The sequence below is a fragment of the Nocardia alba NBRC 108234 genome (assembly GCF_001612665.1).
In the GTDB taxonomy this organism is placed as follows: domain Bacteria; phylum Actinomycetota; class Actinomycetes; order Mycobacteriales; family Mycobacteriaceae; genus Nocardia; species Nocardia alba.
In genome coordinates this window covers 34,794-46,622 of record NZ_BDAX01000026.1, presented here as the reverse complement: position 1 = coordinate 46,622, position 11,829 = coordinate 34,794, and the positions used below count along the sequence as shown (strand labels likewise).

The 11,829-nt window shown below is 68.8% G+C and carries 12 protein-coding genes; 7 read left to right on the top strand and 5 right to left on the bottom strand.

Translation table 11 applies throughout. From position 1 onward, the window contains the following. Positions 1-161: 161 nt before the first annotated feature. Positions 162-1,112, bottom strand: a complete 951-nt coding sequence (locus tag NA12_RS25865; protein ID WP_067456703.1) for a cobalamin biosynthesis protein — start codon at positions 1,110-1,112, stop codon at positions 162-164. 118 nt (positions 1,113-1,230) lie between these two features. Between NA12_RS25865 and sigJ the strand changes: the two genes are divergently transcribed. Then, positions 1,231-2,154, top strand: a complete 924-nt coding sequence (gene sigJ, locus NA12_RS25860) for an RNA polymerase sigma factor SigJ (RefSeq protein ID WP_067456700.1) — start codon at positions 1,231-1,233, stop codon at positions 2,152-2,154. A gap of 17 nt (positions 2,155-2,171) precedes the next feature. On the opposite strand, the gene ald is transcribed toward sigJ, so the two are convergent. Further along, entirely contained in the window at positions 2,172-3,284 is a 1,113-nt protein-coding gene (gene ald, locus NA12_RS25855) for an alanine dehydrogenase (protein WP_067456697.1), read from the bottom strand. An 81-nt stretch (positions 3,285-3,365) separates the two neighbouring features. Then, positions 3,366-4,136 (bottom strand): MBL fold metallo-hydrolase, encoded by a 771-nt coding sequence (locus tag NA12_RS25850; protein ID WP_067456694.1) that lies wholly within the window; start codon positions 4,134-4,136, stop codon positions 3,366-3,368. A 71-nt stretch (positions 4,137-4,207) separates the two neighbouring features. Here NA12_RS25850 and NA12_RS25845 point away from each other — a divergent pair, with 71 nt between their 5' ends. From NA12_RS25845 to NA12_RS25830, 4 genes are all read left to right on the top strand, one after another. Continuing rightward, positions 4,208-5,164, top strand: a complete 957-nt coding sequence (locus tag NA12_RS25845; RefSeq protein ID WP_067456691.1) for a GlxA family transcriptional regulator — start codon at positions 4,208-4,210, stop codon at positions 5,162-5,164. 8 nt (positions 5,165-5,172) lie between these two features. Next, positions 5,173-5,688 carry a gamma carbonic anhydrase family protein gene (locus tag NA12_RS25840; protein ID WP_067456716.1) on the top strand — a complete coding sequence of 172 codons (516 nt, stop codon included), beginning with the start codon at positions 5,173-5,175 and terminating at the stop codon, positions 5,686-5,688. A 115-nt stretch (positions 5,689-5,803) separates the two neighbouring features. Beyond that, the gene (locus NA12_RS25835) at positions 5,804-5,992 is read left to right on the top strand and encodes a hypothetical protein (RefSeq protein ID WP_067456688.1); all 189 of its coding nucleotides are present in this window, start codon (positions 5,804-5,806) and stop codon (positions 5,990-5,992) included. Between the two features lie 7 nt (positions 5,993-5,999). Then, positions 6,000-6,623 (top strand): TetR/AcrR family transcriptional regulator, encoded by a 624-nt coding sequence (locus tag NA12_RS25830; RefSeq protein WP_067456685.1) that lies wholly within the window; start codon positions 6,000-6,002, stop codon positions 6,621-6,623. Here NA12_RS25830 and NA12_RS25825 read toward each other — a convergent pair. Continuing rightward, a complete protein-coding gene (locus NA12_RS25825; protein ID WP_067456682.1) occupies positions 6,591-8,372 on the bottom strand; it encodes an Eco57I restriction-modification methylase domain-containing protein in 1,782 nt (593 codons plus the stop codon). The two genes, NA12_RS25830 and NA12_RS25825, sit on opposite strands and share 33 nt — an antisense overlap. A gap of 176 nt (positions 8,373-8,548) precedes the next feature. Between NA12_RS25825 and NA12_RS25820 the strand changes: the two genes are divergently transcribed. After that, a complete protein-coding gene (locus NA12_RS25820) occupies positions 8,549-10,378 on the top strand; it encodes a vWA domain-containing protein (protein WP_067456678.1) in 1,830 nt (609 codons plus the stop codon). Positions 10,379-10,485: 107 nt separating this feature from the next. Beyond that, positions 10,486-11,181, top strand: coding sequence for a nitroreductase (locus NA12_RS25815; RefSeq protein ID WP_067456675.1), 696 nt, complete (start codon positions 10,486-10,488; stop codon positions 11,179-11,181). Positions 11,182-11,190: 9 nt separating this feature from the next. Here NA12_RS25815 and NA12_RS25810 read toward each other — a convergent pair whose 3' ends face one another. Further along, positions 11,191-11,649 (bottom strand): winged helix-turn-helix transcriptional regulator, encoded by a 459-nt coding sequence (locus NA12_RS25810; protein ID WP_067456672.1) that lies wholly within the window; start codon positions 11,647-11,649, stop codon positions 11,191-11,193. Between the last annotated feature and the right edge of the window lie 180 nt (positions 11,650-11,829).

Sequence of the window (11,829 nt, the reverse complement as noted above, 5' to 3'; positions counted from 1 at the left end):
CTGGGACTACTAAACCCCTGGTCACCCCAAACACGTCCTCACCCGCCCCGATCACCCCACCAGTCATCACCCTTCAGTCACCCGGTCACCCGGTGATCACCTCCAGCCACCCCGCCCCGGTCATCACCTGCCAGCCACCCCGGCCCACCAGCCACCTCCACTCACCCCCGACCACCCCTTCCACACACCCCCGCAACCACAACCGCAACCACAACCGCACCAACCTGCACACCCCCCGACATCCGAACCGCCCGCCGCAGATCCCCCACAGTCGGCGCCGCCCCCTCCCCCAGAGTCGGCCGCAGCTCAACCCCATGCCGATACTCCGTCCGCCCACCGAGCCGAACCCCGAGCGCACCCGCCATCGACGCCTCGACCACTCCGGCGTTGGGACTCGGATGCGTCCCCGCATCTCGCCGCCACGCCCGCAGCGAAGCCCTCGCCGTGCCCCCGACAATCGGCGCCAAAACCGCAGTGAGCAACCCGGTGACACGGGCAGGGACAAGATTGGCGACATCGTCGGTACGAGCAGCAGCCCAGCCGAACCGTTCGTACCGCTCGTTCCGATAACCGATCATCGCGTCCAGCGTGTTGACCGCGCGATACCCGAGCACGCCCGGCACACCCGCGACCGCGCCCCACAGCAACGGCGCGACCGCCGCGTCGGACGTGTTCTCGGCGATGGATTCGAGCGCGGCGCGCGCAAGCCCGTCGGCATCGAGCACCGACGGGTCCCGCCCACAGAGCGAAGGCAACAATTCGCGGGCACCGTCGAGATCACCGGCGTCGAGACGATCGGCCATAGCGTGCCCGACACGAACGAGGCTGCGACCGCCCAGCGCGGTCCAGGTAGCCAGCGCGGTCGCCAGCACGGCACCGGGGCCCGACCCGCTGCCACGGGTGACGAGCACACCGATCCCGACCACCGAGCCGACCGCGATCACTTCGTGCACCACCCCGGCGCGCCGATCGTCGGCATAGGTCTTGTCTTCCAATGCCGCTGCCGCCGAACCGAATCCGGCTACCGGATGCCACCGTCGTGGATCGCCGAGTACTCGATCGAGCACAAACCCCAGCACCAGCCCGACCGCCGTCGATGTCGCGTTCCGCACCGGCCGAGGGTAACCGCAGCCGGGAATGTCACACCCGCGACCGCTGTTTCGTCTTCGGTGTGACGGCACTTCTAGACTCGCCGGGACCGAGCACGATCAACCGAACGGGCGCAGACACATGACCACACCGCAGCCTCTCGATCAGGCCGAACTGGCTCGCCGTTTCGAGGAACACCGCCCTTACCTGCGGCGTCTCGCCTACAGCACGCTCGGCAGCATCAGCGACGCCGAAGACGTGGTGCAGGATGCGTGGCTGCGCCTGCAACGGCAGTTCGAGGCGGGCAAAGCGGACGAGATCGACAACCTGCGTGCCTGGCTCACCACCGTCATCGGCCGCCTCGCGCTCGACCAACTCGGGTCGGCGCGGGCCCGCCGCGAACAGTACGTCGGCGAGTGGCTACCGGAACCGCAGGTCACTTCCTGGGACGATCCGGCCGACCGCATCTCCCAGGACGAACGCGTCACCACCGCGCTGCTGGTGGTGCTCGAGTCGCTCTCACCCGCCGAGCGCACCGCGTTCGTGCTGCAGGACGTGTTCGGTATGTCCGGCCCCGAAGTCGCCGAGGTGGTCGGGCGCACTCCCGCCGCGGTCCGCCAGCTCGCCTCCCGCGCCCGCAAGCATGTCGAGAACGGCACCCCGCGTTTTCCCGCGTCGCCCGCCGAACAGGAAAAGGTCGTCTCGGCGTTCTCGCTGGCCTGGCGCTCGGGTGATCTGAGTTCGCTGCTCGGCATTCTCGACGAGAACGTGGTCCTCACCGCCGACGGCGGCGGCAAGGTGCCCGCCATCCGTCGACCGGTGCGCGGCGCGGAGCTCATCGCCAAGATGCTGCTCGGCTGGTACACGGCGGCGAACGGCTGGGGTCGGGCGGTGCTGGTCAACGGCCTGCCCGGCTTGGTCGTCTTCGATGGCACCCATGTCGGGGTCTTCTCGTTCGTCATCGACGCGGGTCGCGTGGTCGCGATCACCGTCGTGCGCAATCCCGACAAGCTGCGCGACCTGCCCCTCGACGGCGACCCGGACTGGTACCTGGGCGGCAGGTAGGCGCGACGCGGTCCCGGTTACTCGCCGAGCGAACAGCCGTGCGCGGCAGCGACTTCGGCGGACAGCAGTGTGCCGTCGACGGCGGTGAGCCCCGCGGCGAGGCCGGGGTCGGCGGCGCAGGCTCCGCGCCAGCCCTTGTCGGCGATCGCCGACGCGAACGGCAGGGTGGCGTTGGTGAGCGCCACCGTCGACGTGTGCGGCACCGCGCCCGGCATGTTCGCCACGCAGTAGAACAGCGAATCCGCCACGGCGAAGGTCGGATTCGCGTGGGTGGTCGGCCGGGTCGAGGCGAAACAACCACCCTGATCGACGGCGATATCGACGAGCACCGAGCCTGGCCGCATCCGCGCGACGAGTTCGTCGGACACCAGTTTCGGCGCCCTTGCGCCCGGCACCAGCACCGACCCGATCACCAGATCCGCCGCGACAACGGCTTTCTCGAGCTCGAGCGCATGCGCGGCGAGGGTGGTGACCCGGCCGGCGAAACGAGCGTCGAGCTCACGCAAGCGCGCCGGATTCGTGTCGAGCACGCTCACTCTGGCGCCCATCCCCACCGCGACGCGCGCGGCGTTCGTCCCCGCGACACCGCCGCCGAGCACCACCACGTCGGCCGGTCGGACTCCGGGCACACCGCCGAGCAGCACGCCCCCGCCACCCATCGGCGCCATCAGGTGATAGGCCCCGACCTGCGCGCTGAGCCTTCCCGCCACCTCGCTCATCGGCGCGAGCAACGGGAGCGACCCGTCGGCCCCGCGCACCGTCTCATAGGCGATGGCGACGATTCCCGAGGCCAGGATCGCGTCGGTGCACTCCTTCGATGCCGCCAGATGCAGGAAGGTGAACAGCACCTGATCACGGCGCATCCGTGAGTATTCCTGTGCGATGGGCTCTTTCACCTTCACGACCAGGTTCGCCCGCGCCCAGACTTGATCGGCGTCGGCCACGATCCGCGCACCCGTGGCGCGGTAGTCGTCGTCGGTGAAGCCGGACCCGGCACCGGCACCGGCCTGGACGAGCACCTCGTGCCCGTGCGCGATGAGTTCGGTGGCGCCCGCCGGGGTGAGCGCCACCCGGAACTCCTGCGGCTTGACTTCCGTCGGTACCCCGACGAGTACGCCCGTTCGCGTCATCCGGCCAGCCTAGGACCCGCGCACGAGCTCAGCGGTCGGCTCGATCGCGTGTCGCGGTCGAGCCGATCACGCCGGGTCCGCTCACACGGAGAACACTTCACCGCGCACCGGCACGATCAGCTGGTGTGCGCGATCGGCGTAGGCGAAGGTGCGCTCGAGGTACTCCAGCGACTCACTGAAGTGACCCCACCCCTCCGCGTGCACGGCGACGATCACCGCATCGCCGAGTACCGCGGCGGCCGCGACGGCGGTGCGGGCGTTCAACGTGACGTCGCTGTCGCCGAACCGACCCACATTGGCCCCGCCGATGTTCAACACCGCGGCATCGATGCGCCCGACCCGGTCGACGATCTGCTCCACCAACTCCACCGAGGCGTTGTCGCCGGACACATACACCGTGGGCTCCCCCGGCGCACGCAGCACGAATCCCGTCACCACGCCGCTGAGCGGCTCGCATCCCGGCGGCCCGTGCAGGGCGGGCACCGCGATGACCTCTACCGTCCCGACGGTGACGGTCTCCCACGGCGTCAACCCGCGTACGCCCTCGATCCGGCCCGCGGCGTCCGGTGTCGAGAGGACCGTGTCGACCTCGGCGAGCAGGGCGCGGCCCGCGTTGTCGAGGTTGTCGGCGTGCTGGTCGTGCGAGAGGAGTACGACGTCGATCGGGCCGATCTCCTCGACCGGCACGGCAGGCCCGCTGAGCTTGTGCAGGGTGATCGGACCCGGGTAGTCGCCGGGCTCGTCGAACGTGGGATCGGTGAGCCAGGTCAGTCCGCCGTAGCGGAAACGCAGGGTCGGGCCGCCGATGTGCAGGGCGGATACCAGGGCGGGCTGGGCGATCTTCTCGGTCATGCCGCTAACTTTCGCCGAGCGAGCCGCCGCCCGACAGTGGCCTGCAGGCCGCACACCGATAAGATCGGGCCATGACCTCGGTGGCCGTGATCGCGTTCGACGGCATCAGCCCGTTCCATCTGTCGGTACCGAGCCTGGTGTTCGGCAGATCCGGCACCGGCGTCGACAACACCTCGCCCTACGACGTGCGGGTCTGCGCCGAGGAACCCGGAATACTGTCCACCGCAGCCGGTTTCGACATCACCGTCCGCCACGGCCTAGAGACGGTGCGCACCGCCGACCTGGTGGTCTTTCCCGGATGGGTTCGCGACACAGGGATTTCGCCCGCGCTGAACGAAGCGGTGCACACCGCGCACGCGAACGGCGCCCGGCTGATCGGTCTGTGCCTCGGCTCGTGGGCGGTCGCGGCGACCGGCCTCGCCGATGGCCGCGAGGTCACCACCCACTGGGCCGCCGCCGACGCGCTCGCGCTGGCCTATCCCGATGTGCACGTGCGGGCCGACACCCTCTGGAGCGACCTGGGCGACGTGATCACCTCCGCCGGCGTCGCCGCAGCGCTGGACTGCTGCCTGCACATCGTGCGCACCGATCTCGGCGCCCGCGCCGCCACCGAACTGGCTCGCTCGCTGGTCACCGCCCCGCATCGGCACGGCTCGCAGGCGCAGTACATCCCGATCGCGGTACCCGACGACGACCCCGACGACCCGATCGAATGCGCGATGGCATGGGCTCGCGCCCGCCTCGACACCGCCGTCGACCTCGACCACTGGGCACACGCGGCGCTGATGTCGCGGCGCACCTTCACCCGCCGCTTCCGCGATCGCACCGGCACCAGTCCCCAGCAGTGGCTGCTGCAGCAGCGCATCGACCATGCCCGACTGCTGTTGGAGTCGACCGACGACACCGTGGACCGGGTCGCCCGCGACACCGGTTTCGGCAGCACGGTGAGCCTGCGCCACCACTTCCACCGCGTGCTCGGTACGTCCCCGGCGGCCCACCGCGCGCAGTTCCGCGCAGCGGCGCAATAATGACGCTCATGATCATCAAGGTGAGCGGGTTCACTCCCGAGATCGACGACACTGCCTGGATCGCGCCGAACGCGACCGTGATCGGGCGGGTGCGCCTCGGCGCCGAGGTCGGCGTCTGGTACTCGGCGGTGCTGCGTGGCGACCTCGAGCAGATCAGCATCGGCGCGCGCACCAATATCCAGGACGGCTGCGTCCTGCACGCCGACCCCGGGTTCGCGCTCACCGTCGGCACCGGGGTCTCGGTGGGACACAACGCGATTCTGCACGGCTGCACCATCGGCGACGATGTTCTCGTCGGCATGGGCGCGACCGTGCTCAACGGCGCGGTGATCGGCGCGGGCAGCCTGATCGCGGCCAATGCCCTGATCCCCGAAGGGGCGCAGATTCCGCCCGGCTCGCTGGTGGCAGGCGTGCCGGGCAAGGTGCGTCGCGAGCTCACCCCGGACCAGCAGGACGGGATCAAGCTGAACGCGGCAGTGTATCTACACAATCTGACCAACCACCGTGACGCCGAGGTGTTGTGACCCATCACACTGAGCAAGTGACCAGTAGGGAACCCTGATAACATTTGTCCTGCGTATTGCGTCCGATCATAAGAGTGGCGGTCGGCACCGGATACGCGAGGCAGGAGGTATCACGGTGGCATACGTGCATTCCGGTGTGCGCCGAGCGGCGGGGCGGCTCAGTGTGGCCGATATCGCGGCCCAGCCCGGCGGAATCGAGGCGCTCCAATCCCGGGTTCACGAACTCCGTTCTCGCGGAGTGCATTTCGCGGCCAACGCGATCGAGCAGGAGATGGCCGCATTGGATCTACCCCCACAGGGATAATGGGGTAATGCCTACCGTTTCGTCGATCCTCGCTCGAATACTCGAAAAGCCCGGCGCCGATGGGGAGAAGCTGCTCGACAGTGCGCTGTCGGCCTTCCTCGATTTCGGGATCAAGCGCACGAGCATGGGCGAGATCGCGAAGCGGGCCGGGATCAGCCCGGCCACCCTCTACCGGCGCTACGAGTCCAAGAACGAGCTGGTCGAGGCCGTCGGTGTCCGCGAGGCACAGCGCTATGTGACCGATATCGACGAGCGGGTACGCGCGGTCACCGAACCCGGCGAGCAGCTCATCGAGATCTTCGTCGCCTTCGTCACCACCATCGCGAGCAATGAACTGCTGCGCCGGTTGCTCAGCACCGAACCGGAAATCATCCTGCCCCGGCTCACCACCGAAGCCGGACCGATCCTCGCCATCGGGCGGGCCTATCTGGCCGAGAAGCTGCGCGAACTCCAGGACAGCGCACCGGTGCCCGAGTTCGATCCCGACCTGGTCGCCGAGGTCATGGCGCGCCTCGCGCTCTCGCTGGCGCTGACCCCCGACGGGCTGATCCCGCTCGACGACGCGGCGGCGGGGCGGGAGTTCGCGCGACGCACGCTGCTACCGATGGTCGGTCTCCGCGACATCGGCTGAGACACCGAAGGCTGCCGCCACCGCCTCGTCGATGCCCGAATCAACTACCGGCACACCCTCTTCCACCAGCGCGCGCACCCTTCGCACAACCTCACCGGCCGCCCGTGTGCCAGGGTCGGGCACCGGCAGCCGCGCAACGTACTGGGTGATCCAGCGGCGTCGGCCCGAGTACAGCCGGTTGCCGCAGACCGCGTCGTAGAACCGCAGTCCCAGTGCCGAATTCGCCACGCCCATCAGCAGATACGCCAGATCCGTGGCCGCACGACCCTGGCCGAGATCGGTGAGTGAGATCCAATAGCAGTCACCGTTGACGACCGCGCCCGACCGATCGAGAGCGAACCGTGGACGTGCGCTGATGTCGGGGAACACCAATTTCGGTGCGCCCCACAGGTGCGGCCGCTGCGGTACCCAGATCTCGAACCACTCGCGGCCACCGTCGAGTACGTAGCGCCTGCCCGCGAGGGCCTGTTGGTGCGACTGTAGATACGCAGCGGCACAGGGGAATTCGTCGAGATCTATCGGAGTGCGACGAGGCTGCGTCAGATCGTAGGGATAGAGCACCTTCGTGCCGCGCGCCATCGCGACTCGCCAGGGTTGCAGGTCGTGGTGAGTGATCAACTTCCGCAGCAGTTCCGGCTCCGGCGTCGGGTCCAGCTGATCCCAGTGATCCGAGATGAACACCCGGTCGGCCGTTGTCTTGATCCCCACCCTGATCCGCGCGGCCTCCCCGAACGTGCGCCAGGTGCGATCGGCGATCCGCCCCAGCCAGCGATCGACCGAGGGCCGCGACATACGCCACGCGGTGTCGCCCCGACGATCGGAGCGGACACCGTCTCGTGGGCCGAGCGGGCCCGCCGACTCCGCGCTCACCGTCGGCGGGGCCGTCACCGTGGACAGCTGGTCCGGCGCGCGGAGCATCGCCTCGCCTGTCGCCAACGCGCCGATCTCCACGGCGAACACCCGCCCGCCCGCGCCGACACGGCAGGCATCCTCGCCCGCCAGCGCATCGAAAAGCTCAGCGGCGCAATTCGGTTCGGCCCCCGGGTCCTCGTAAACCGAGACATAGCGGCAGCGGGGCAGTCCGGTGGCGCGCAGCGCGACGGTGATCGCGGGCAGCACCGCGGCGGCGAAGAGCTTGGTGTCACCGAGGTCGTAGAGCTCCACCGGCGTCAGTTCGTCGGTGAGGATTCGGCGCAGGTTCGATCCGGCGCGAGTGGTGAGAAACCGGTTGGCACAGAGCAATCCGAGCACGCCCCCGACCGCCAACAGCCGCGGCGCGACGGCGACGAAGGGGTGGGTGAGGTCGATCCGCCCACGCAGGCCGAACTGTTTGCTCAGCAGCCGCGCGGTGTCGCCGCCCAACTGCTGGGTCCGAACGTAGGGCGGATTGCTGATGATCACATCGAACGAACCGTCGACCAGTTGCGCCGCGGCTGCAAGGAAATCGCCGTCGCGGCAGTCTATTTGCACGCCGAGTGCGCCGGCTCGGTCGGCGGTTTCGGCGACAGCTCGTCGATCCAGGTCGTATCCGGTCAGGTGCACCGTCATATCCGGTGCGCTAGCGGCGATTTCCCGATGGAGGGCGAGCAACAGCTCGCCGTCCCCGCACGCCGGGTCGAGCACGCGCAGCACCCCGGCGCGAGGGGCGTACCGCAGTGCCCGTCGCGCCAGGAACCGCGCGAGCTCCGGTGGCGTGTAGTGCCTGCCGTGCCGTTTGCGCTCCTGCGCGTCGCGGGACTGCGAAGCCATGGGTTCGATTGTGCCCCGGAATCACCCCGATGCGCCGCAGGCGCGGATACCCGACCTGCGCAAACCAGATCGAATGTTTCAAACAGTGCTTTGCGCCACGACATCAGGGGTAGAGCGGCCATTGCCCGATAGGTAACGTCTGTCCGGTTTCACCCCGCTGCACCGAAGCCGAGGACATGTCGAGACTCAGCGCGCTGACCGCCGCACTCACCGCCGCAGCCCTCACCGTGCTGACCGCGTTTCCGCTCGCTCAGGCCGATCCCGGTCGGTACGCGCCGACCATGCTCGTCCTCGACGCCTCGGGCTCGATGGAGCGTCCCGATCAGGGCGCCACCATGATGGATTCGGCGAAGCGGGCCGTGCGCGCGTTCGTCGCCTCGGCGCCCGACGACTCCGCGGTCGGACTCGCCACCTACGGCACCGGCACCGCCAACTCGGAAGCGGACAAAGCGGCAGGGTGCCACGACGTCCAGGTATTGCGGCAGCCGACCACCCTCGACAGGCCCGCCCTCACTGCCGCGGTAGACGGCATCCACCCGCGTGGCTGGACCCCGATAGGCGCCGCGCTGCGCCTGGCCGCCGACGCGCTGCCCGATTCCGGACCGCGTTCGATCGTGCTCGTCTCCGACGGTGACGACACCTGTTCGCCACCCGACCCGTGCGAAGTCGCCAGGGAGCTCGAGCAGCAGGGCATCGACCTGATCGTGCATTCGATCGGGTTCGCCGTCGACGACAAGGCGCGCGCCCAGCTCACGTGCGTGGCGCAGGCCACCGGCGGCACCTACAGTGATGCCGCCGACGGTGCCGCGCTGGAACGCGTTCTGCCGCGGGTGAGTTCGGCCGCACTGCGCAACTACCAGGCCACCGGGACACCCATCACCGGCACCGACGAATACCGGACAGCGCCGCTCGCCAGGCCCGGCCAGTACCTCGACACCATCGGCCAGCGGCAGAAGCGGTTCTACGCCGTCGACGTACCCGAGGGCGCCACCGCCTATTTCACCGGCATCGTCTCGTCCCCGCGCACCGACGGCGTCGCTATGACCGAGGACATGAACGCGCTGGAACTGCGGGTCTACGGCCGCGACGGCGTCGACTGCGCCGTCCGCGAGCGCGAGCTCGAAACCAGGGCCGGCGACGGTGTCGCGCTCACCGTCGCGAAGGCTTTCGAGGGCGCGGCCGAGGAGCCGACCAGCGCCGATTCCACCCACTGCAAGGGCGGCGGCCGCTACTACTTCGAGATCGACTGGGATCTGGTGGCGAAAGGCTCGCCCGCGCGACTGCCGCTGGAAATCCTGGTCGGTATCGAACCCGGGGTCACCGATCCCGGACCCGCCGCGGTCAGTAACCCGGCCACCTTCACCGATCCGGCGGGGCCCGCGCGACCGATCAGCGGCGGCGGCTCGTTCACGGCCGCGACCACCTTGCCCGGCACCGGCAACTACACCGACACCCTGCAGTCGGGTGAGTACGTGTTCTATCGCGTGCGGCTCGATTGGGGACAGGGATTGGCCTACCGCGTGCGGTACGCCGAGACCGGCGGTGCGAACAGCACGGCCGCGTCGAATGTGGAGACCACCCTGTTTTCGCCGCTCGGTCGCGAAATCGACGCCGATACCGCCGCGTACACCGGCAGGTCGAGCGCCGAGCTCACGCTGGCGTCGGTGCCGGTGCGGTATGCCAACCGGGATCACTCCGATTCGCGGGTCCAGCGGCAGGCGGTGGCCGGGTGGCACTACATCGCCGTGAAACTCGGCATTCCGATGGGCGCGGACGCGATGCCGCCGACGCCGATACAGCTCGACGTCACCGTGTCCGGCGCGGCGGAGCCCGGACCGACCTACGTCGGCGCCGGCGCTGCGCCGGAAGCCGAGCAGACTGCCGCGGTGCGTGGTCCGGCGACGGTCGACCGGCCGTGGGTCCTGTACGTCCTGATCGGGGCGAGCGTGACGCTGGTCGTCGGCATCGGTATCGCGATCGCGGTCGTCGCCCGCCGACGCGAGTGATTCCGGCTCTCCCGGCTGCACGGTGTCGACGGGTTCCGCGCCGGTGGCCGAACTGCTAAATTAGTCTCGAAATGAGACCAGTTCTCCGTACCCCAGGGAGCCGCGCGATGGCGCAGACCGACCACGACAGCAGCGATTTCGCCACTCTCCAGCGGCTGGCCGACCAGCGCTGGACCTGCCGTCAGTTCACCACCGAACAGGTCGACCGCGCGACCGTCGAACAGCTGCTGACCCTCGCTCAGCGCACACCCTCGTGGTGCAACACCCAGCCGTGGGAGGTCGTGGTCACCGCGGGCGAAGGCACGCAGCGATTCCGCAAGGAACTGCTCGATCACATCCAAACCGCGGGCAACGCACCGGATTTCGAGTTTCCCGCCACCTACGAGGGCATCTACCGGGACCGTCGCCGGGCCTGCGGATTCCAGCTCTACGACAGCGTCGGCATCGCCAAGGGCGACCACGAGAAGACCATGCGCCAGATGGTGCGCAACTTCGAATTCTTCGGCGCCCCACACGTCGCCATCGTCACCTCCGAAGCCGACCTCGGCATCTACGGCGCCATCGACTGCGGCCTCTGGCTGGAGAACTTCCTGCTCGGCGCCCAAGCCCTCGGCCTCGGCGCCGCACCCCAGGCCGCCCTCGCCTCCTACGCCCCCTTCATCCGCGACTACTTCGCCATTCCCGACACTCGCAAGGTCGTCTTCGGTATCTCCTTCGGCCACCCCGACACCACCCACCCCATCAACAACTTCCGCACCGCCCGCGCCCCCCTCGAAGATCAGGTCACCTGGCACACCTCCTGACCGGGCCAGTCAGGCACGGCTGGCAGTCATTCCAGGACCCGCTTGCGGCTCGACGTCACGCGCGCTGATCTGCGCCGCGCATTCATCGCACGTCAGGTGCGCGTGCGCCTCACCCGTGCAGCCGCGATGCCGGTACTCCACCGGAGGCCCTTCGGGCGCCATATACGCATCACCCCAGTCCCGAATCGCGATCAGAATGGGGTAGATCGCGTGCCCTTTCTCGGTGAGGCGATATTCCTCGTACGCACCGTCATCAACGGGGCGCTTCACCAGGATCTCGTGCTCGACCAGCCGATCGAGCCGATCCCGCAGCCGACTTCGTGAAATCCCCAGCGCACTCTGAAACGCGTTGAAACGACGCACCCCCGCGAAGCTGTACTTCAGGATCAGCAAGGTCCAGCGATCACCGAAGATCACCAGCGGCCGCGTGATAGAGCACGGGACATCTGCGAGTTCCTCATAACGCACCCTGCCATTATGCGCGCGGGCACACTACAGCGAGCGGACACCGACCCTGCTGGTAGCCGCGGCGCACGTCAATACCTCGTGGACGCGGTACGAAATCGCGCCCGCCTTCCGCGCACTCTGCGGCTGACAGCGAAACGGCCGCCGCCACTTCCTGAGTCAGGAAGATGGCGGCGGCCGTCG